This is a genomic window from Salegentibacter mishustinae (assembly GCF_002900095.1).
GTDB lineage: Bacteria > Bacteroidota > Bacteroidia > Flavobacteriales > Flavobacteriaceae > Salegentibacter > Salegentibacter mishustinae.
Genome location: NZ_LLKN01000002.1, coordinates 2,742,354 through 2,765,258 on the forward strand (window position 1 = coordinate 2,742,354; position 22,905 = coordinate 2,765,258).

General features: G+C 37.9%; 18 protein-coding genes. 7 read left to right on the top strand and 11 right to left on the bottom strand.

Annotated elements, in window-relative coordinates:
• Positions 1 to 6: 6 nt before the first annotated feature.
• The 7 genes from APB85_RS15180 to APB85_RS15210 form a co-directional block, all read right to left on the bottom strand.
• On the bottom strand, positions 7 to 1,410 hold the full coding sequence (locus APB85_RS15180; RefSeq protein WP_057482248.1) for a DUF5723 family protein: 1,404 nt from the start codon (positions 1,408 to 1,410) through the stop codon (positions 7 to 9).
• 2 nt (positions 1,411 to 1,412) lie between these two features.
• Entirely contained in the window at positions 1,413 to 1,967 is a 555-nt protein-coding gene (locus tag APB85_RS15185; RefSeq protein WP_057482249.1) for a zinc-binding metallopeptidase family protein, read from the bottom strand.
• Positions 1,968 to 2,014: 47 nt separating this feature from the next.
• Positions 2,015 to 2,704: a YjjG family noncanonical pyrimidine nucleotidase gene (locus APB85_RS15190; protein ID WP_057482250.1), complete on the bottom strand. Its 690-nt coding sequence runs from the start codon at positions 2,702 to 2,704 to the stop codon at positions 2,015 to 2,017.
• A complete protein-coding gene (locus APB85_RS15195) occupies positions 2,691 to 3,980 on the bottom strand; it encodes a polysaccharide deacetylase family protein (protein WP_057482251.1) in 1,290 nt (429 codons plus the stop codon). Before APB85_RS15195 ends, APB85_RS15190 begins: the two co-directional genes overlap by 14 nt.
• Positions 3,981 to 3,989: 9 nt before the next feature.
• Complete coding sequence (radC, locus tag APB85_RS15200; RefSeq protein ID WP_057482252.1) at positions 3,990 to 4,691, bottom strand: RadC family protein; 702 nt, start codon at positions 4,689 to 4,691, stop codon at positions 3,990 to 3,992.
• A 65-nt stretch (positions 4,692 to 4,756) separates the two neighbouring features.
• Positions 4,757 to 6,109 (bottom strand): UDP-N-acetylmuramate--L-alanine ligase, encoded by a 1,353-nt coding sequence (locus APB85_RS15205; RefSeq protein ID WP_057482253.1) that lies wholly within the window; start codon positions 6,107 to 6,109, stop codon positions 4,757 to 4,759.
• Positions 6,110 to 6,200: 91 nt separating this feature from the next.
• Entirely contained in the window at positions 6,201 to 7,079 is an 879-nt protein-coding gene (locus APB85_RS15210) for a tetratricopeptide repeat protein (protein ID WP_057482254.1), read from the bottom strand.
• Positions 7,080 to 7,284: 205 nt separating this feature from the next.
• Here APB85_RS15210 and APB85_RS15215 point away from each other — a divergent pair, with 205 nt between their 5' ends.
• Genes APB85_RS15215 through APB85_RS15225 form a run of 3 tightly spaced genes read left to right on the top strand, consistent with a single transcriptional unit; the run spans position 7,285 to position 15,032 of the window.
• Positions 7,285 to 12,390 carry a gliding motility-associated C-terminal domain-containing protein gene (locus APB85_RS15215; protein WP_057482255.1) on the top strand — a complete coding sequence of 1,702 codons (5,106 nt, stop codon included), beginning with the start codon at positions 7,285 to 7,287 and terminating at the stop codon, positions 12,388 to 12,390.
• A 26-nt stretch (positions 12,391 to 12,416) separates the two neighbouring features.
• Complete coding sequence (locus APB85_RS15220) at positions 12,417 to 13,358, top strand: PorP/SprF family type IX secretion system membrane protein (RefSeq protein WP_057482256.1); 942 nt, start codon at positions 12,417 to 12,419, stop codon at positions 13,356 to 13,358.
• A gap of 12 nt (positions 13,359 to 13,370) precedes the next feature.
• Positions 13,371 to 15,032 (top strand): OmpA family protein, encoded by a 1,662-nt coding sequence (locus APB85_RS15225; protein ID WP_057482257.1) that lies wholly within the window; start codon positions 13,371 to 13,373, stop codon positions 15,030 to 15,032.
• A gap of 118 nt (positions 15,033 to 15,150) precedes the next feature.
• On the opposite strand, the gene APB85_RS15230 is transcribed toward APB85_RS15225, so the two are convergent.
• From APB85_RS15230 to hpt, 4 genes are all read right to left on the bottom strand, one after another.
• Positions 15,151 to 15,672: a DUF4136 domain-containing protein gene (locus tag APB85_RS15230; protein WP_057482343.1), complete on the bottom strand. Its 522-nt coding sequence runs from the start codon at positions 15,670 to 15,672 to the stop codon at positions 15,151 to 15,153.
• Between the two features lie 149 nt (positions 15,673 to 15,821).
• The gene (obgE, locus tag APB85_RS15235; RefSeq protein WP_057482258.1) at positions 15,822 to 16,829 is read right to left on the bottom strand and encodes a GTPase ObgE; all 1,008 of its coding nucleotides are present in this window, start codon (positions 16,827 to 16,829) and stop codon (positions 15,822 to 15,824) included.
• An 80-nt stretch (positions 16,830 to 16,909) separates the two neighbouring features.
• Positions 16,910 to 17,488, bottom strand: a complete 579-nt coding sequence (locus APB85_RS17525; RefSeq protein ID WP_057482259.1) for an adenylate kinase — start codon at positions 17,486 to 17,488, stop codon at positions 16,910 to 16,912.
• 6 nt (positions 17,489 to 17,494) lie between these two features.
• Positions 17,495 to 18,022, bottom strand: coding sequence for a hypoxanthine phosphoribosyltransferase (gene hpt, locus APB85_RS17530; RefSeq protein ID WP_057482260.1), 528 nt, complete (start codon positions 18,020 to 18,022; stop codon positions 17,495 to 17,497).
• 118 nt (positions 18,023 to 18,140) lie between these two features.
• Here hpt and APB85_RS15250 point away from each other — a divergent pair, with 118 nt between their 5' ends.
• From APB85_RS15250 to APB85_RS15265, 4 genes are all read left to right on the top strand, one after another.
• Complete coding sequence (locus APB85_RS15250) at positions 18,141 to 19,301, top strand: 5-(carboxyamino)imidazole ribonucleotide synthase (RefSeq protein WP_057482261.1); 1,161 nt, start codon at positions 18,141 to 18,143, stop codon at positions 19,299 to 19,301.
• Between the two features lie 27 nt (positions 19,302 to 19,328).
• Positions 19,329 to 19,814: a 5-(carboxyamino)imidazole ribonucleotide mutase gene (gene purE, locus APB85_RS15255; RefSeq protein WP_037319155.1), complete on the top strand. Its 486-nt coding sequence runs from the start codon at positions 19,329 to 19,331 to the stop codon at positions 19,812 to 19,814.
• A gap of 271 nt (positions 19,815 to 20,085) precedes the next feature.
• Positions 20,086 to 22,119, top strand: coding sequence for a M3 family metallopeptidase (locus tag APB85_RS15260; protein ID WP_057482262.1), 2,034 nt, complete (start codon positions 20,086 to 20,088; stop codon positions 22,117 to 22,119).
• Between the two features lie 231 nt (positions 22,120 to 22,350).
• Entirely contained in the window at positions 22,351 to 22,902 is a 552-nt protein-coding gene (locus APB85_RS15265) for a sigma-70 family RNA polymerase sigma factor (RefSeq protein ID WP_037319151.1), read from the top strand.
• Positions 22,903 to 22,905: the final 3 nt, after the last annotated feature.

Consider the following 22,905-nt stretch of genomic DNA (forward strand, 5'->3'; position numbering starts at 1 on the left):
TTGATGTTAATTGTTGAAAATCAGTTGCATTCCCAACTGAACAGAAGCACTATGAGCTTTCGCCAAATTAGGGAAAGCCAGTAGATTATTCGCAGCCAGATAAACATTAAATTTATTAAAAGTTCTAGTGTACATCAAGCCAATATTAGTTAAAGAATAATCATCTAACGAATAGGATAGTTTAAAACGCTGATTTTCATTAATTTTCCTATCCCAATAAGTAGTAAAAGCGTAGACAAAACCTTTTGGCCTTTTTACTCCACTTAGATGCATCCCCAGCAAATTCATATACCTCACTTTTTTTACACTTAAATAGTTACAGGGCAAGAATGCAGGCCCAAAACCATATTCCATAGCAAAATTAGCTTTTATAGGGCGCCAGGTAGTGTAAGATTGGTTGGTTGTTTGGTCTCTTAAATTTCTATCTACTTCGTCTTCAAAAATATCCCAATAAGGAATGGCTTCATCATTCTCATCTAAGTCTGGGAAAAGCGGTTCAATTCCACTGGTTTCATAAGCGCCAAAATACCGGTAATTCTCAACCTCTTTACGTTGAAAAACCGCTCCAAGATCCTGTACCGAGCCAGAAAGTATAAATTGCTCATCAAGGATATAAGAAAGCCCCAGGTCTAACCCGAAACCAACATTCCCACCAAAGAAAGACCTGCTTAGCAATTCAGCAGTAGCTTGTTCTACGGTCATACCTTCTTCCTCTTTTAAAGGGGCAAAACCCGAAGTATTTATTAAAACATCCAGGTCTACGACCTCGTGCCGGTAAACATTCCTTCCATTTTGGGTGGTATAGGTAGTAAACCTTCCGGTATTCCCTGTACTTTCGGCATTAAAGATCCCAGAATAAAACTTGGCTCTGGCTCCTACTGTAAGTCTTTTATCAAATTTATGATTGATCCCTAAATGATAAACTGTCATAATTTCTCCGGTAAAAGAAACATCATCGAAGTAAAAAGGTTCGTTTAGATAGTTACTATTACCTTCATTGGCGAGTATAGCAGGATCTTTGGGGAAATATACAAATGCATCCATTTCCTGGTATATCCCGGTAGAGAGGTAATTCTTTTTATCTAATTTCCAGCCTAAAGAAATGATTTCCCATTGCTGGTTTACTGAGAAATAATCCCTGGAATCCATATCTCGCATGGTTTCCTGAATTCGCGAATTTATATTACCCCCATCATCGGCAAAAATATCGTAAAGATCTGCCCCGGTAGAACCGGCGGATAAATGTATTTGTGAAAAAAGTGGAATTCCAATATGGCCGGTAAAATTTATTTGAGCTCCGGGATTACTCATTAAAGTCTGTGGGAGATCGTCTACATTAAACAGAAGTGGCTTGTTTTGCGCCACAACCGTACCAGAAAAAAGTAAAAAAAAGCAAATAAGTTTCCACATCTCTAAAATTCAAACGAAAAGAAGCCTTTTGAAGCGAAATCCAATTCACCTTCAAAAGCCGATGTACCCGGCTGCACCTCTAATTCCACCACCATTTTTATACTTCTACGCACCAAATTTATGCGGTCTTCTTCAATTAATTCATATTGCTCTGTAGTTACAGGATTGCCATTGGCGCCAGGTTTTATGGTATAATTTACAGTAAATTGTTCCGCATTAGATTCAGACAAAAACCTGATTTCACTTTCAATTTCTCGGGGAAAAGTATTGATATGCCTAAAATAGAAATCCACCGAGAAAAGGTCTTTTTGAATATAATCATCGTCTAAAAATTCCAAACGCACGGTGTCGCTGATACGCGTTTTTAAATTTCCGGTGTTTGGATCCTCGAAATCAGATTCATTTATATCGTAAATAAGTAGATCTACCTGTAAGTCGGGACTAAGCGTAATATCTTCACCCTGGCTGAGATCAATATCCTTGGCACAGCCTAACAGCAGGCAACTTATGGCAATAAGGCCCGTAGACTTGATAAGAAGAAATGAAAAGAATTTCATCAGCCACCAGATTAGGTTGTACTAACGAAATTAACAAAAGATTATCACTACAAATAAAACTTCAGTTCATTTAACGTTTTTATGTGTATTATATCGATGTTTTCTTTATTTCCGTAGTAATCAAAGAAGATAGGTTTTATCCCGCAATTTTGAGCACCGGTGCAATCGGCTTCAAAATTATCGCCAACCATAATACTGTTTTGAGGGGTTGCTGAAGATTTCTTAAGCGCAATTTCGAATATTTGTTTATTAGGTTTTTTTACACCAGCTTCTTCAGAAGTAGTTACCGTGGTAAAATATTCGTGAATTCCAGAATTGATAAGTTTTTTATGCTGTACTTCCTCAAAACCATTAGTAATAATATGTAATACGTAGTTTTCATGCAGATAATCCAATACCTCTTTCCCTCCATCTAAAAGATAATTATGATCTGGCAGGTATTCTATATAATCTATAGCGATATTATCTATTAAATCTCTATCGGCCTCGAATTTTAAAAGATCGAAACTATCCTTTAGTCTTCCGTAGCGCAGGGCTTCTTTTGAGACCTCGTCTTTTCTATAACGCTCCCAGTATTGAAAATTTACCGGCATATAAACTTCTAGAAAATTATTGATTTCCAACGGTATATCTCTATACTTAAACACCCGTTCAAAAGCCAGGGCCGAATTTTTATCGAAATCCCAAAGCGTATGATCCAGGTCGAAAAATATATGGTTGATATTATCTAATTTCATAAATCTGCTTTAATAATGAATAATAATTCTGATGCTCGGAATATTCAGAAAAATCCTGGTTTTTAAAAACTGCTTTAAAACTGCCACCTACTTTCTTTACCTCTTCCAGCATCTTTGCAACTTCGGAAGTTATTTTTTCAAAATCATTATGCTCAACAATATTAGAATTGAAGACATACGGATGGATTTTTAAACCGAGAGTAGATTCGGTATTGATATCATAAAACAAAAAAGGACTACAGGTTCCTGCTCTAAAACCGGAAGCTTCAGGGTAGCCCATAGAATAATCTTGCGGGATTTCTAATTCGGTCAAAAAAGTATAAAATTCAGGAATATTCAAATTGTATTTTACATTAATAACCCTTTCCAGTGGTGTATGAACGGTGTTTTCCATACGTAATTTTTCCTTTCGCAGCGTTTTAAAATCTTCGTAAGCAAAATATCCGGGAATTAAGCCAACCTTAGCATAATCACCTACATATTTAATGATAGAACGATATGGATTTCGATTGTAATTTATGTTGCGATCATACATAGAGAAATCGCTCAACTGAAACATAAAAAGCAAGGAAACTTTATATTCTTTTATAAAGGCAATAAGGTCTTCAAAAATATTTATAGGATCTTTTTTTATTCTTAATAACACCTGGATTCTATCTATAACCTTATTGAACTGCAGTTTTATTATATCGAGATGCATCCCGGCCAAACTTCTTAAAAATCCTTTATTCTGAAAATTAAAAACGTGTTCTACGGCAATAATTGCGCGGCTATGAAACTCCCTTTCTTCAAGAGCGATCTCCGGAAATCTCTCCTGAAGGACTTCCTTAAATTTATAAGCCCAAATATCTACTACTGGAGATTGCAAAAAACCTTCCTGATATCCCACACTTTCTGAAGCCGGAAACCTACCTAAATCATCTTTTACGTGCGGTAAATATTCTTCATATCTACTCAGCAAAAAAAAGGAAGCGGCAAAAATATCAAACGGCAAAGCACTATTCTCCGATACTGGAAAGAAACAAGAATCATCGCCCCATGGCTGTACTTTTATTTCTACTTCACTTAAACCCTGCTCCATCAAGAGATCAACTTTTTGTATAAAAAGTTCGTTTCCCAGTGCTTGTTTACCATAGGAAAGCTTCACCCCCTCGTGAGCGATAAACTCTTCTATTTTTGAAGTGAATTTTATAGAAATTCCCAGAATATTTGTGCAAATATGTTTAAAAGTATAAACTATTCGCGGGGTGATTTTCTGGGTATAAATTAATAGCATCTAAACAATTTAAAGTACGCCTTCGTCTGCAAAGCTAAAGTATGATTTTTCGGTTACAATAAGATGGTCCAGCACCTTAATATCTAAACTTTGCGCGGCGGTTTTAAGCTTTTGTGTAAGTTGTTTATCGGCTTCACTGGGCTTTAAAGTGCCCGATGGGTGATTATGCGCTAAAATTATTGACGTAGCACCAACTTCCAGCGCCTTTCTTAAAGTAATACGCACATCTACAAGCGTACCTGTTATTCCGCCTTTACTAAGCTGTAGTTGCTCAATAACTTTATTCGAATTATTAAGATAAATAATCCAGAATTCTTCGTGATAAAGCTCCCCTATTATGGGTTGCATCAATTCAAAAACCGAAGCACTGGAGGTTATCTTCTTCTTTTCTAGAGCTTCTTCAGTTCTTCGCCGCCGGCCAAGCTCCATTGCGGCAACAATACTAACTGCCTTTGCCGGGCCAATTCCTTTAAATTCACACAGCTTTTTTACGGAAAGTTTCCCAAGATCACTCAGTTGATTTCCTGTGGAAGCTAAAATACGTTTACTTAATTGTACGGCAGATTCGTTTCTACTTCCAGAACCGATTAGGATAGCAATAAGTTCGGCGTCGCTAAGACTAACTTTGCCTTTATGAAGCAGTTTCTCCCTGGGCCGATCGTCTTCTGCCCAGGATTTAATACCAAAACCATTTTGATTTTCCTGCTCCATAGTTTTATAAAGATAAAAAATGATTCCTTATCCTTACTAAAACTATTTAAAATGAAGCGTTTATCTTAAAATAAGGCTTTTATGTCTTCCAGATTTAGATTCCCAAAAGTGCCGCTGCTCATTAAAAGCAAAACAGTATCGTTTAAATCTTTAGACCGCAATATATCCTGTAAAACTGAAGTTTCAGAGACCACTTCCAGATCTGGTTCATTAAAAGCAGTTTTTATTTCATCCGCAGAAATAGGGTTCATTTGTTTTTGCGCAATCGCCTCGGGAGAATAGAAAACAATCGCTTCATCAGCTTTACTAAGCGTATTTTTATACTGCTGAATAAACTCGGAATTAAGACTACTAAAAGTGTGTAATTCTAAGCAAGCAATTAATTTTTTATCGGGATATTGTTCTTTTACCGCCATCGTGCTGGCCTTTACTTTAGACGGACTATGCGCGAAATCTTTAAATAGAACTCCATTATCACTTTCAAAGATCTTTTCCAATCTTCGGCTGGCACCTTCAAATTCCATCATTGCTTCATAGAAATCATCTTCATCAATTCCCATATGCTGGCAAATCCATTTGGCGCCGGCAAGGTTATTCATATTATGCCTACCGAAAATCTCTAAAGGCATATCGCCTTCTGAAGTTTCTAAAATAGTCTCCCCATCTTCCACGTGATATTCCGGAGTAAAATATGGGTGTTTCCTTATTTGATTTTCTGTATTTTCAGCAAGCTGTTTTAAGGTTTCATCTTCTTCATTATACACCAGAATTCCACCTTTAACAATAGAATTTATAAAAATTCGAAACTGCTCAACATAATTTTCGAAACTTGGAAACACATTGATATGATCCCAGGCAATCCCGCTAAGCAAAGCGATATTTGGCTGGTATAAGTGAAATTTAGGACGAAGATCTATTGGGGAAGCAGGATATTCATCCCCTTCAATCAGCATAAAATCGTTTTCATCACTTAAATGAATCGTATTTTCAATTCCCCTAACGGGCGCTCCCAGCAAGTAATCAATTTCCTTTCCGTGATAATGCATCACGTGAATTATCATAGCGGTAATTGTAGTTTTACCGTGCGAACCACCAATAACTACACGGGTTTTCTCTTTGGATATTTCAAAAAGGTATTCAGGATAAGAATAGACTTTTAAGCCTAATTCCCTGGCTTTTTTCAACTCGGGATTATCGTTTTTTGCGTGCATCCCCACTACAACGGCATCCAGATCTTTAGTTATTTTCTCTGGGAACCATCCAAAACTTTCAGGCAAAAGACCATGCTTTTCCAAAGCCGATTTAGAAGGATCGTAGATTGCATCGTCGCTTCCGGTGATATCATTTCCTTTTTTGTGAAGTGCAAGGGCTAGGCTATGCATAGCGCTACCCCCAATTGCTATAAAGTGAAGTTTCATTAGATTCAATTTCGTGTGCCATTAAATTGGCGATTTCCAATTCTTTTTAATGGCTGCAAATATAGTTAAGAGATAGGAAAATGTCTTTAGCTTACATCTCTAATATTTGTCGCTTAAGCTTTTCTGCCTCCGGAAAGTTGAATTTACTCGCCAGGGCTTTATTTACGTGCGTCAAAGCTTTATCCTGGTTATTTTGTGAAGCCTGAATTTGAGCAATATAATAATGTGCCCAGGCAGGAGATTTTAAATCCTTATAATTATAATTTTCAGCATATTCCTGTAAAAAATAAATAGCCGCATCTGGCATTATTTTTAGAGCCGCAGCCCTCTCCCCTAATTCGTAATTTAGGTAATTGCGTTCTACAAGTTTTTTATTATCCAGAGCTTGCTGCAGGGCGTTTTTAACTGCAATCTCCATTAACTCTTCATTTCCCTCATATTTATGAATATATGCCTCGGCTAGATAGGCGTCTACTTTATTAATATTATGAAGTTCAGCTTTAAATTTCTCAGCTACATCCTTACTACCCCCAAGAATAGCGGGCAATTGCATATAAAGCTCCACCAAAACCCGTCGTGCTTCAGCGTGGTTCCTATCCAACTCAGCAGCTTTATTTAAGTAAGTTTTAATATCACCTATCATTAACGCTGCTTTAAGTTTAGAAATTTCCAGGGCTTTCATACCCATAGCGCCGCCAAGCTTAAAATTGTATCTTGGAGAATCGGGTTTGATTTCCAGCAATTTTTCGTAATAGTTTATCGCATCATCCCACCTTTTTTCAAACCCGGCAATATCACCTAAATATTCTAAAGCTTTCAGATCGTTAGGAAACTCTTTAAAAACAGATTTTGCCTTTTTTATTTCATTCTGATTGAGGAATTTTTCCCCAATTTCAAAATTGCTTTGCGCTCCGACGTAAGGAGAAAAACACAAGGCGAAAAGCAGAAAAGTAACGATATATCGAGTCATACTATTAATTTTTTCATAAATTTAATGTGGTTTAGCCGCATCAAACTACGACAGATTTTATCAAATGAACAAAAAATCGGCCATGAATGATAAAATTTGTTAAACTCGTTATTAATTTAACTTACAATGTTAAAAATTATTTTAATATTTGTGCTGCTAAAATTTTTAAACCTAATACTAATAATTGAATTTTAACACCTAGCCTATGCAAAATTTTACTTTTGGGAGGAAGGGAACAAATTGGTTCCTTTTCGCCTTTTTACTGTTAATTGGAACCCTGCCTTCATTTGGGCAGAATGATTGTCCAGATCTGGATAATTTTAGTTTCTCTCAATCCCAAACTTTTTGTCTTACACAAACTGTTAGCGAACTAGATACCGATGGTTTCCCGGTTTACCAGACAGATGATAACGCGAATGATACTCAAGCCATCCCGCAAAATGAACTTCTTGCGGATGGAGAAACCTATTTTGTAGGTGGAGAATCTGGACAATGTGAGCGTATTGCTATTGAAGTTACAGTTAATAGTCAACAACGACCCCAAAATACTATTACTAATAGTATTGTAGCAGGTTTTGAATTTACTACCTGTACACCAGCTAACTATTCCGCTGAAAATTTAGCGAATATTTTTGTTGCTTTAGATGATTACTCAATCGAAGTTTATGACAGTGAGGAGTCTACCACACCATTAACGGGGCCATTGGTATCTGGAAACAGTTACTTTGTTGCCCAAGTACCTGATGGTTCTCAAGATTCGGGCAGCAATACCTGTCCATCACAAAGAGTTGCTGTGGGGTTCAACCCAAATCAAATAGAAGCTCCTAGCGCAGCTACTGCACAAACTTTTTGTGAAGATGCGACAGTTGCAGACTTAGAAGCAGAAGGAACTTATGATAATACTCAAGCTATTAGATGGTATCGTTCTCAAAATGGAAATTCTCCATTAGCACCCTCTACACAACTAATTGACGGCCAAACATACTATGCAGGCCAGGTAGTTAATGAGAGAGGAAGCCCGCTACCTCCATGTGAGACTCCTGCTGAAGATAGAGTTGCTGTTACGGTTGAAGTTATACCATCAGATTTAACTGAAGAAACTCAAAGATTTTGTGAATCTATAGGAGAAGGAAACAATTTTAGAGGTCCTGAGGTACAGGATTTAAGTCCTGCTGGAGAATGGTTTGCTGATGCAACCTCTACAGAACCTTTAGATCCAAATACTGAATTAGTTGATGAAGAAGATTATTTTAACAGAGCTGGCGATAACGAATGTAGCCAATTAAGAGTTACTGCAGATTTTTTCTCAACTCCAAATGCTGGTAGCACTACTCAAACAAATTTTTGTGAGAATGCCGAACCTGAAAATTTAGTGGATAGAATAAACGATTCTCAATTAGGCTCACCCGATCAAACAGGAACATTTTCCCCGGCATTATCTACAGGAACTAATATTTTTAATCCTGCTGATTATGAACCTGGTAATTATAACTTCACTTATATAGTAGAAGGAAATGATGATTGTCCAACCGACACTTCATCTATAACAGTTACCGTTCAGGAAAGCCCTAATGCCGGAGCAGATGTAGACGAGCAAGTTTGCACATCTGATTTAGAAGATATTTCGGCATTAATTACTGAGTTTTCTGGCTATTTAGAAGGCAGAGATCAGGACGGGACTTTTGATAACAATTCAACTTCAGAAGTTGAAACATACAATTTGCAGGAATTGGGAGGTGCCTTATTTGCAGAATATCAGGCCAATCAACCTAATGGAGTAGGAACTTATTCTTATACCTATACAGTTACCAATGATGAAACAGATTGTACAGATTCCTCTACAATTGTTTTAGAAATTTCACAATCGCCCAATGCAGGTGAAAGTCTCACTATTTATTTAGAAGACCGAGATGATTCAATTATTGATCTTTTGGCAGAACTTGGAGGTGATCCAGGTGGAACATGGGATACAGGGAACGGTACATTTGATCCAACCACGGGCACTACTCCAGCTTCTTTCACCTATACAATAACAGGTCAAAATGAGTGTTCATCAAGTGCAACAGTTACAATTCTTGATGAGCTTGTTGACTGTCCTGAAGTTACACAAACAGAACAATCATTCTGCGAATCTATAGGAGAAGGCAATAATTTTAGAAGACCTACAGTTTCTAACCTATCACCTGCTAATGCTGTTTGGTATGATTCAGCAGATAGTGAAACAGCTTTAGCTGATGATACAATTCTTGAAGATGGCGAAACCTATTTTGCAGGAAATACAAATGGAACCTGTGAAGATAGAGATTCAGTAATCGTAACTTTGGATGATTCGCCAAATGCAGGAGCTACTACTTTTATAACGGTATGTAGCACTGATGATTCTTTTGACATTCTTGACGTTTTAAACCCATCAATTCTCGGTGATGCAGATCAGGGCGGAACAATTTCTCCAGCATTAGCTAGCGGAACTACAGTATTTGACCCATCAATTGATACAGCAGGCCAGTATACTTATACAGTACAAAGTACAAATGAAGACTGTCCAGATGACCTAGCTAGAATTACAATAAGAGTACTTGAAGGACCAAATGCTGGAGAAAATGGAAGTATCGAATTTACAAGAGAGGATGATCCCGTTAATCTAATTACTTATTTAGGTGGTAATCCAGATTTAACTGGCACCTGGAGTCCAGGAAATGAAAATGGTGATTTCGACCCTGCTACAGACGAATCAGGGGTTTATACCTACACGGTAACTAATGATAACGAATGCCAAGATTTAGCTACTGTTACTGTAACATTCTCGGATGAACCAATTGAAGAATGTCCTGAAGTAACTCAAAGTGAACAATCATTCTGTGAATCTATAGGAGAAGGAAATAATTTTAGAAGACCTACAGTTTCGGATCTATTACCAGCTACTGCAGTTTGGTATGTTTCAGCAGATAGTGAGACAGCCTTAGCTAGCGACACTATATTGGAAGATGGCCAAACCTACTTTGCAGGAAATACAAATGGAACCTGCGAAGAGAGAGATTCGGTAATCGTAACTTTGGATGATTCGCCAAATGCTGGGTCTACTACTTCTATAACAGTATGTACCAGCGATGATGCCTTTGATATTCTTGACAAATTAAACCCATCTATTCTGGGTGAAGCAGAAGAGGGAGGAACAATAGCTCCAGCACTAGTAAGTGGAACAACTATTTTTGACCCATCTGTAGATACGGAAGGACAGTATACCTATACAGTACAAAGTACAAATGAAACCTGTCCTGATGATGAAGCTATAATCACAATAACAATAGATGATACATTAGAGGCTGATGCAGGTAGTGATGTTGAGGATATCATTGTATGCTCAACCGATGCGGATATTAACTTATTTAACTATTTAAGTGGGGATGTAGGACAAGAAGGTTATTTTGAAGAATTAGAAGACGGGATTTTCAGCCCCTCTAATAACGGCGCAGGAACTTTCACCTTTACTTTTACAGTAGATCCTACTTCCGATTGTGTAATAGGAAGTGATTCTGCTATTTATTCAGTAGAAGTTCTCCAGGGACCTAATGCTGGTGATAATGGAAGTATCGAATTTTCTAGAGAGGATGATCCCGTTAACTTAATTAATTATTTAGGCGGAGATCCAGATGAGGGTGGCTTGTGGAGTCCAGGTAGTGAAAATGGTGATTTCGACCCTGCCACAGGCGAATCAGGAGTTTATACCTACACGGTAACTAATGATAATGAATGTCAAGATTCAGCTACTGTTACTGTAACATTCTCTAATGAACCAATTGAAGAATGTCCTGAAGTAACCGAGAGTGAACAAGCTTTCTGTGAATCTATAGGTGAAGGCAATGAATCAAGACAACCTACAATTTCGGACCTATTACCTGCTAACGCGGTATGGTATGACTCAGTAGAAAGTGAAACAGCCCTAGCAGATAACACTGTACTTATAGATGGTCAAACCTATTTTGCAGGAAATACAAATGGAACCTGTGACGACAGAAATTCTGTTACAGTTATTTTAGATGATTCACCAAATGCAGGAGCTACTACTTCTCTAGAAGTATGTACCAGTGATGATGCTTTTGATATTCTTGACGTTTTAAACCCATCTATCCTAGGTGAAGCGGAAGAGGGAGGAACAATATCTCCAGCGCTGGCAAGTGGAACAACTATTTTTGACCCATCTGTAGATACGGAAGGACAGTACACTTATACCGTTTCAAGCACAAACGACGCCTGTCCTGATGATGAAGCGATAATCACAATTACTTTCGCTGAAGGCGCCAACGCCGGTGAAGATATGAACGTAACAGTTTGTTCAAATGACGATCTTCAGGATCTTTTCACATTGATCTCTGTAGATGCAGATATGGATGGTGAGTTCACTTTAGATGGAGAAGTTATTACCGACGGTATTATGGATCCTTCAGCTTTCGAAGCTGGAACCTACGAGGTTGTTTATACAGTGATGGCTGAAGATGATCAATGTGGCGGCGATGATACAGCTACAATCACAATAACACTTGGTGAAGCTCCAGAAGCTCCAACAACTGGTGATGCTGTAGCATTCTGTGCTATAGATGGTGCAACCGCAGCTTTACTTGACGCTGAAGGTACTAACCTAACCTGGTATTCGGACGCTGACCTATCTATGATGGTAAACGAAGAAGACCTATTGGTAAATGGTGAATACTACGTAACTCAAACTGCAGATAACGGATGCGAATCTGAAGCTGCAATGATTATGGTTAATATCGTAGACTCTCCTGCACCAACGATTAGTTCAGATTACGAATTATGTGCATTTGATAATCCAACACTAGCAGATCTTACTGCCGAAATCAACGAAACTGGTGAAGTTACCTGGTACGAATCAGCAGATAGTATGACCGCGTTAAGCAACAATGCTATGCTAACTGATGGAACTACTTATTACGCTACACTTATTTCAGATAACGGTTGCGAAAGTTCAGAAAGATTAGCTGTTACAGTTACTCTAGAAGACTGCGCATTACTATTCCCAGAAGCGATTACGCCAAATGGAGATGGTAGAAATGATAGGCTAGTTATAGAAAATATTGAAAGCGAATATCCAAACTACAACATTACAATCTTTAACAGATGGGGTAATGCAGTGTACAAAGGTAACGCCTCTACTCCTACCTGGGATGGAACTTCTAACCAATCCGGTAGTCTGGGAGACGATGTACTACCTGTAGGTGTATATTTCTATGTGGTAGACTTTAACGACGGAAGCACAGAGCCTCGTCAGGGTAAAGTATACTTGAACAGATAATATAAAAGGATAAACATTAGAAAGAAATGAAAAAAACAATCACAAAATATTTAATATTCGCTGGCATTATCCTTTTCTCATTAAAGGGGATGGCTCAGCAAGACCCCCTGTTCACTCAGTATATGTATAATATGAGTGTTATAAACCCAGCTTACGCTACCGATGATCCAGGTATGCTAAACCTGGGGGGTATTTACAGATCTCAATGGCAAAATGTTGACGGTGCTCCAAGCACCGCCAACTTCTTTGCGCACACTCCAATTAGTGAAAGAGTAGAACTTGGTTTAACCGTGGTTCACGATGAAATTGGTGGTATTGTAAAAGAAAACAATATTACTGCCGATTTCGCTTATGTGATCCCAACGGGTGGAGAGAGCAAAATCTCTTTTGGTCTTAAAGGTGGTCTTACCACTTTTGATGCAAGCCTTTCTGGTTTACAGGTAAACGATCCTACAGATCCAGCTTTGGAAAATGTAAACGAAGTTTTCCCGGTGTTTGGAGTAGGTGCTTTTTGGTTTGGAGATAATTATTATTTAGGTGCTTCAGCTCCTAACTTGTTTACTTCAAAATACATTGAGAACGAACAGGAGATTGCAGCATTAGGTGAAGAGGAAATCCATTACTATTTAACCGGTGGATACGTTTTTCAACTTAATCCAGATCTTAAATTGAAGCCTGCTTTTATGGCAAGAGGTGTTCAAGGTGCTCCGTTGGCAGTAGATGTTACTGCAAACGTTTTGTTATACGATAGGTTAGAAGCCGGTGTTGGTTACAGATTTAATGAAACCATCACAGGACTTGTAAACTTCAAGATCACGCCTTCACTACGTGTAGGGTATGCTTACGATCACTTTACTTCAGAATTCGCTAATTACAATTTAGGCGGAACTCACGAGGTAATGTTGTTGTTTGATCTTGACCTGTTTGGTCTTACCAAAGGATATGACAAATCACCTAGATTCTTCTAAAAAACGAATAATATGAAAAATTTATATAGTACCCTTTTTATTCTTTTTATAGGCCTTGCCGCTTTTGGGCAAAGCGCCGAAATAAAGAAGGCAGATAAATTGTTTGTTCAAAGAGCATACATGGACGCTGCAGAAGCTTATGAAAAAGTAGTAGATAAGAATCAGCAGGTTTTACAAAATCTGGGAGATGCTTATTTCTACACCAATCAAATGGAAAGTGCTGCGGAAGTTTACCGCACACTCTTCCTTAGACACGAAGAGAATACCGCTCCGGAATATCAGTTTCGCTTTGCACATTCTTTACGCGCTATAGGAAACCAGGATGAAGCTAACGAGTATATGAGTGATTATACTGGTGAAGAAGTAAACTACGAAGATTTTGCTCGTAAATTAGATACTGTGGCACCTCACGTTTATACTACTGAGCAAATCATGAACAACAGTGCTTCAGCTGATTTTGGTATTGCTTTTTACGGAGATCGAATTGCTTTTGCTTCAACTAGAAATCAGGAGCGTCCGGTTTATCCTTGGAACAAAAAGCCAACACTAGATCTTTACACTGCTGAAATGTCTGAAGATGGTGAACTAAGTGATATCGTATTATTTTCAGATAAAATTAATACCGATGAGCACGAGAGTTCTGCAACTTTTAGTCAGGATGGCCAGGTAATGTATTTTGACCGTAACAGTGAAAACAGAGTAAAGAACGAAGAAGGAATTAGAGTTGCCCATATTAAAATCTTCCGTGCAGAAATGGTAGATGGCGAATGGAGCAATATCGAAGCACTTCCTTTTACTAGCGATGAATTTTCTACTGAACACCCAAGCTTAAGTGCTGATGGAAGCAAACTTTATTTTGCCAGCGATATGCCAGGTTCTGAAGGTTCTTTTGATATCTATGTTGTAGATGTAAATGAAGACGGAACTTACGGGGAGCCAGAAAATCTTGGTACTGGAATTAACACTCCACACCGTGAGCAATTTCCTTACATTAGCGAAGAAGGAGTACTTTATTTCGCTTCAGATGGACACCAGGGATTTGGTAACTTAGATGTATTTAGAGCTGAAGGAGATTTTAACGAAGCTCAAAATCTTGGTAATACTGTAAATAGTGGTCACGATGATTTCGCCTTTGTAATAGACGAAGAAAACCAAAAAGGATACCTTGCTTCTAACCGAAGAGGTTCAGATAACCTTTATGTATTTACCAGAGAAGATTATGTTCCTCCAGTTGTTGATTTTGACGACAGAGAAACCAACCTTGAAACGGGTAGACAACAATTAAAGGATGTTGGAAATATTTACTTCGCTTTCGATAAATCTACTATCAAAGAGGAGTCTAAACCAACACTTGATAAAGTTGTAAATATCATGAATAAGTATCCTGAGCTGCTAATTGAAATTGGTTCTCACGCTGATGCAAGAGGTTCAGATAAATATAACATGGCACTTTCTGAGAGACGTGCAGCTTCTACTTTAGAGTATCTTGTTGAAAACGGTATAGACCGCAGCAGATTAACTTCTAAAGGCTACGGAGAAAGCATGCCACTTAATGACTGTACGCAACCTACAGGTTGTACTGCAGAGCAGTATGCTAAGAATAGACGTAGTGAATTCACCATTATGAATAATGAAGACACTATGAATTCTAACGAAATGGAAGATAAAGAATAGATCTTTCATAGGTTAGCTACTAACTAACCAACCAAAATGTGAAAAGCCCCGGAAATTCCCGGGGCTTTTTTATTGTGAAATTTTCAATAGTTGATTTTAGAAAAAATAGCTACATAAATTATTCGTTAGGAGGATAGCCTTCTAAAGCTTTCTGCACAATTTCGTCAAACATCGCTCTACGTTCTTCAGGAGAAGCGTTTGGATTAAATTTGGTTTCCACAATAGCCTGCCATACTAAAGAATCTTCAGCAACATCTATAAAGTCTATTGTTACCTCAAGAATTACCGAATTATTCTCAATAGGAATTCCTCCGGAAACTCCTACCCCTCCACTTCTTCCACCGCCGCCAACTCCAATTCCAATACTGCTTCGGTTTTGATCCATAAACTCCCTGGAATATGCGTTTACAAAAACATCAGGCTCTTCAGAGGTTGAAAAGCCTTTACTTTCCATTCCGTTTTTTATACTGGTAATAAGACGGGTTTCATCTAATTGGGATAGACCTGTTTGAAAATCGGGAAAAAGCTGATAAGTTTTATAATTATTAAAGCTGACTGTATCATCATAATCATATGCAGCTTTTGGCGTATTGCAAGAGGATAGCAGGGCACAAACAAAAAGTAATTTTATTAGTTTCATGAGATGAAGTTTTAATTTTTTTACATAAAAAAGCAGCGAAGAAATACATCCACGCTGCTTAAATTTAATCAAAAACCGTTCAGAAAATCTAAAGATTATCAAAAACCTCTATTAAAAACAAGCCTTATTAATAATGCAAATTGAAGTATTTAAGAAGGTTCTTTATTTAGCATTTCCCATAACCTATCTTTAAGTTCGGTTAAACCCTGTTGTGCTACCGATGAAATAAACAGGTAAGGAGCACCTAAATTTTTATCCAACTCGTGTTTCATTTCCAACTTTAACTCAGCATCTAACATATCACTTTTAGAAATAGCAATAAGCCGGTCTTTATCCAGCATTTCAGGATTATATCTGCGCAATTCATCCAGTAAGATTTCATATTGCTCAGAAATATTAGGAGCATCGGCAGGGATCAAGAACAATAACGTAGAGTTTCTTTCAATATGTCTTAAGAACCTATGCCCAATACCTCTTCCTTCCGCAGCGCCTTCAATAATTCCAGGAATATCAGCAACTACAAAAGTTTTAAAATCGCGATATTCTACAATACCCAAATTAGGTTTCAACGTAGTAAACTCGTAATCGGCTATCTTAGGTTTTGCAGCGGTAATTACCGACAATAAAGTAGATTTTCCGGCATTAGGAAAACCAACCAGACCAACATCTGCTAAAACTTTTAGCTCAAGAGTAATATCTACTTCTGTACCGTCAATCCCAGGCTGAGAATAGCGCGGGGTTTGGTTTGTAGAACTTTTAAAATGCCAGTTTCCACGGCCACCCATTCCACCTTCGGCAACGAGATATTCCTTTCCGTCTTCGGTAATTTCATGAATAACCTTTTGGGTTTCGGTATCTCTAATTACTGTTCCTAAAGGCACCTCAATATATTCATCAGAACCTTCTGCACCGCTACTGCGTTGCTTACTTCCATTCCCACCGTGTTCGGCACGAATATGTCTTTTAAATTTTAAATGATAAAGTGTCCAAAGGTTTTTGTTCCCTTTCACAATCACATGGCCACCACGGCCACCATCACCACCATCGGGGCCACCTTTCGCAATGTACTTTTCGCGGTGTAGGTGCGAAGAACCACTACCTCCTTTCCCGGAAGCTACGTGTATCTTTACATAATCAACAAAATTCCCTTCAGTCATATTTTCAAAAATTTAATCTACCTCTGGAGAAACCCTAGGTATAAATCGCAATCCATTATATCTTCATAACAATCTCTGGATTAAGCCTGTAGCTTATCAATCACTGCACTTAAGCGTTGGGTAATTTCTTCGATAGATCCTACTCCATCCACCCCGTAATACTTGTCCTGTTTTTTATAATATTCTTTAAGAACTGCAGTTTCGTTGTAATAAACCTTGATCCTGTTCCTTATTACCGATTCATCAGCATCATCTTTTCTTCCAGAGGTTTTTCCTCTTTCCAAAAGCCTATCTACCAAAATCTCGTCATCAACTTCTAAAGCGATCATCGCGGTAACTTCGGTATTCTTCAACTTTAATAATTCAGCTAAAGCATCGGCCTGGGCAGCAGTTCGTGGAAAACCATCAAAAATAAATCCGTTAGCGCCTTCGTTTTTATCAACTTCAGCGTTCAACATTTTTATGGTTACCTCATCAGGGACTAACTGACCTTTATCTATAAAAGATTTAGCATTCAGGCCCAATTCGGTTTTATTCTTAATATTATATCTAAATACATCTCCAGTAGAGATATGAATTAGCTGATATTTTTCTTTTAAGATGTCTGCCTGAGTTCCTTTGCCGGCGCCAGGAGGGCCAAACAAAACCAAATTTGTCATGTTTTTTTATTTAAGTTTATAGACTTGTGTAAGGTTACGTCCCAGACCGTCATAATCCAGGCCATAACCCACAATAAATTTATTAGGAATCTCCATTCCTCTATATTTAATATTGAATTCTTTTTTATAAGCTTCAGGTTTGTAAAACAAAGTCGCTACTTCGTAATTGGCAACCTCTTCCTTTAAAAGAATCTTATTGATTTCTTCTAAAGTATTTCCGGTATCCACAATATCCTCCAGCAAAATTACTTTTCTGCCTTTTAAAGATTGGTTTAAACCTAAGAGTGTTTTTACAGTCCCGGTAGTTTGCGTGCCTTCATAAGAACCAAGTTTCACGAAACTCACTTCACAATCTCCAGAAAATCTTTTTATTACTTCACTGGCAAACATAAATGAGCCGTTAAGTACACCTAAAAAAATAGGATTTGCATCCAAATAATCTTCGTTAAGCTTTTGGGCTACTTTGTCTATGGCCACGTTGATTTCTTCCTCTGAAATGTAGGGCTCAAATTCTAAATCGTGTAGTTTTATCAAATCTGAAAAATTTTAAAGAGCAAAGATAAGGATTCTTAACAACCCAAACTGCCAGATTTCCATAAGAATAATAGCACAACTTGACCTAAAAATTTATTTTTGCTGAAACTTTTACGGCATGATCAATTATTTTTCTTCAAACTTTAAATTAGGAATACTTGGCGGCGGGCAGTTAGGCAAAATGATGCTCTACGAAACTCGTAAATACGATATTCAAACCAATGTTTTGGAGCCTAATCCTGAAGCACCCTGCAAAATTGCCTGCGATTATTTTGAAACCGGTGATCTTATGGATTTTGATACCGTAGTTAACTTCGGAAGAAAAGTCGACGTCCTCACTTTTGAAATTGAAGGCGTAAATATTGAAGCTTTAAAGCAATTAGAGCAGGAAGGCATTAAAACCTATCCCTCTGCTGAGACTTTAGAAAAAATACAGAATAAAGGAATTCAAAAGAATTTCTATAAAAAACATCAAATCCCAACTGTGGATTTTGAAGTTTTTTCGTCCAAGAAATATCTAATTTCCGCTCTGGAAAACAACAAAATCAGTTTCCCTTTTGTTTGGAAAAGCACCACCGGAGGTTATGATGGCAAGGGGGTTTCTGTTATAAAAACCAAAGAAGCATTAAATGATCTTGCAGATGCTGAATGTATAGCTGAAAACCTTGTTCCTTTTAAGAATGAATTAGCGGTGATCGTTGCAAGATCGGCTTCAGGGGAAGTAAAAACCTATCCCGTGGTAGAAATGGAATTTCATCCTACGGCAAACCAGGTAGAATATGTAATCTGCCCGGCCCGTATTGAAGATACCGTAGCAACAAAGGCCCGGGAACTCGCGGTTAAGGTTTCCGAAGCATTTGAGCATGTTGGTTTACTGGCGGTAGAAATGTTTCAGACTGAAAATGATGAAATACTGGTAAACGAAGTCGCCCCCAGACCTCACAACAGTGGGCATTACAGTATTGAGGCGAGCTACACTAACCAGTTCGAACAACATATTCGCGCTATTCTAGACCTTCCGCTGGGAATAACCGATAGTAAAGTCGGCGGAATTATGGTAAATTTAGTGGGCGATACCAGTCACGAAGGCGAAGTAGTTTACGAGAATATCGAAAAAATAATGAAGATGCCGGGTGTGACGCCTCACATTTACGGCAAGAAAATCACCCGCCCATTCAGAAAAATGGGACACGTAACCATTGTTAACAAAGACCTGGCTGAAGCGAGAAAAATAGCCGAAGAAGTTAAGAATTCAATTAAAGTTATTTCTAAACAATAAACTTTTCGAAGTTTTGAACATAAAATTATGAGCAAAGTAGCAGTAATAATGGGAAGCACCAGCGATTTACCGGTAATGCAGGATGCAATAGATATCCTGGAAGGTTTTGACCTGGAAGTAGAAGTAGATATCGTTTCTGCTCACCGCACCCCAGAAAAATTATTTGAATACGGAAAAACCGCACACGAACGCGGAATCAAAGTAATTATAGCCGGTGCCGGAGGCGCAGCTCACCTGCCGGGAATGATAGCATCACTCTCCCCACTTCCAGTAATTGGTGTTCCGGTAAAATCCAGCAATTCAATAGATGGCTGGGATTCGGTTTTATCTATTTTACAAATGCCGGGAGGAGTTCCGGTTGCCACAGTAGCTTTAAATGGAGCAAAAAATGCAGGAATCCTAGCCGCGCAAATTATTGGAACTTCAGACAAATGCACTTTAGATAAGATATTAGTCTATAAAGAAGGACTTAAAGAGAAAGTGATTGAAGGCGCCAAAAAGGTGAAAAAATAACAAAAGCCACGTCTTGCGACGTGGCTTTCTTTGTAGTAAACTTACCTAAATCTGTAAAAAATTATTTATTAACCATTCTAAATATTTAAACCAGAAAAACTTTAAAGCTACTACAATAATTTAAGCGTCGAATATACATTTTTTTGCAGAAAAACACCGTTTTGTGTTAAAAAAAGTTATTAAAAACGTCAAATTTAGGTTAAGTACATCTGCCTTCTCGGTTAGCCCATGATTAATAAATAAATTAGACCATTAAAACAAAGAAGATATAATGACCACTCAAAATAATCCACTTTTACAGGAATTTGATCACGCTCCATTTTCAAAAATTAAGAATGAGCATTTCAAACCCGCTATAATAAAGGCCATTGAAATGGCTCGGGAAGAAATTAATGCGATTGTATCAAATTCCGACAAAGCTACTTTCCCAAATACCATTGAAACTTTAGAATTTTCAGGAGAAAAATTAGATAGAGTAACCAGTATATTTTTCAACCTTAATTCTGCGGAAACCAATGAGGAAATTCAGCAAATTGCCCAGGAAGTTTCGCCGCTTTTATCTGAATTTAGAAATGATATTATTCTGAATAAAGCCCTTTTTGAAAAAGTGAAATCGGTTTACAATAAGAAAGACCAGCTCGACCTAAATACCGAGCAAAAAACCCTTTTAGATCGAAAATACAAAGCATTCTCCCGAAACGGAGCCAACCTGCCTATCGAAAAGCAAAACGAACTTAGAGATATAGATAAAAAACTTTCAAAGTTAAGCTTAGATTTTGGCCAAAACGTACTTGCCGAAACCAATAAATTCGAGCTACATCTTACCGATGAAAATGATCTAAAAGGCCTACCGGAAAGTTTTAAAGAAGAAGCTGCTCAAGTAGCCGCTTCCAAAGAAAAAGAAGGCTGGATCTTTACCCTTGAATACCCAAGCTACCTTCCTTTCATGAAATACGCTGAAAACAGGGAACTGCGCAAGAAAATGGCTCTCGCTTTTGGTTCTAAAGGATTTCACGGCGATGAGTTAGACAACCAGGAGAATGTGCTGCAAATTGCCAAGCTAAGATATCAGCGTGCACAGCTTTTAGGTTATAAAACCCATGCACATTTTGTATTGGAAGAGCGTATGGCTGAAACTCCCGAAAAAGTGAATAGTTTTTTAGACGAAATTCTTGAAAAAGCAAAACCTGCAGCTGAACGCGAATTCAAAGAATTAGAAAATTTCGCTAAAGACCTGGACGGAATTGACCAATTACAAAAATGGGACGCAGCTTTTTACAGCGAAAAATTAAAACAGAAATTATTCAATCTCGATGACGAAAAACTGAAACCTTATTTTAAACTTGAGAATGTAATAGACGGTGTATTTACAGTAGCCCAAAAACTTTACGGCTTGAGTTTTAAAGAAGTTTTTGATGTAGATAAATATCATGAAGATGTAAAAACCTACCAGGTACTTGACGAAAACAATAAGGAAATGGCCCTGTTTTACGCCGATTTCCACCCAAGGCCGGGAAAAAGAGATGGGGCCTGGATGACGGGTTACAAATCGCAATACAAAAAAGATGGAGAGGAAGAACGTCCGCATATTTCTATTGTTTGCAACTTTACCAAACCGTCTAAAAAACAACCTTCATTATTAACTTTCAATGAAGTTACCACGCTTTTCCACGAATTTGGTCATGCACTTCACGGGATGATGGCAGATACTGAATATCCAAGTTTATCGGGTGCTAATGTCTACTGGGATTTTGTAGAACTTCCAAGTCAGTTATTAGAAAACTGGTGTTATGAAAAGGAAGCGCTTCAGTTGTTCGCGAAGCATTACGAAACCGGGGAAGTAATTCCAATGGAATTGGTTCAAAAAATAAAAGAATCTGCAAATTTCCAGGAAGGAATGGCTACGGTAAGACAACTAAGCTTTGGAATGTTAGACCTCAGCTGGCACGGTGTAGATCCTTCAGCAATTACTAATGTTAAAGCAAACGAAGAAAAAGCTTTTGAACGCACAAAATTATTCCCAAATGTTGCTGAAAACTGTATGAGCACGGCGTTCTCACATATTTTCCAGGGCGGATATTCTGCAGGATATTATTCCTATAAATGGGCAGAAGTATTAGATGCCGATACTTTTGAATATTTTCAGCAAAACGGGATCTTTAGCAGGGAAGTTGCGAATAAATTCAAGACGAATATACTTTCCCAGGGCGGCACAGATCACCCAATGACACTTTATAAGAATTTCCGAGGAAAAGAGCCCAAACCCGATGCTTTGCTAAAACGCGCCGGATTAATTGAGAAGTAAAACTAATAAGAAGGTTGTCTGATACACCATGTTGTCAAGCTGAACTTGTTTCAGCTTCTAACTTGTTTTAATTAATAAAATCTTAGATCCTGAAATAAATTCAGGATGACGATTAATTCAGACAACCTTTTATATTTTTTAATCAATTTTCCACCTTAAAAACCTTATAAGATCTATAACTTATAATGTCAAATACTTTTGTTAATTTTGATTTGACCTTGAAGTAAGCCTATGCCAACTCATAAACTCGATCCTACAAAATGGGTGGATAAATATTCCGATTACCTATTTAACTACGCTATTGTTAGGGTTAACGATCGCGAGGTGGCCAACGATTTAATTTCTGAAACCTTTCTTGCAGGCCTTAATTCTAAAGATAATTTTGAAGGAAGGGCCACAGAGCGCACCTGGCTTATTTCTATTTTGAAGCGAAAAATCATAGATTATTACCGCAAAATAAACTCTATAAAAGGTCAGGCCGAAGTTCGCATCAATTATTCAGATTCTGAAAATAATGGCGATTGGATGGAGGAACAGGTAGCCGATGCTTTTGATCGTACTGCCGAAGATGAGATGGAAAACACCGAGTTGGGAATGGCTATTTTAGAGTGTCTCGATCAAATAAACGAAAAACACGCCGCCATCTTTAAGATGAAAACCATTGATGAGGCTGATACTGAGGCCGTATGTAAAGAATTCAATATTAGTCCGTCTAACCTTTGGGTAATCATTCACAGGGCGCGCACCGCATTGGCCGCATGCCTTGAAAAAAACTGGTTCTAAGTT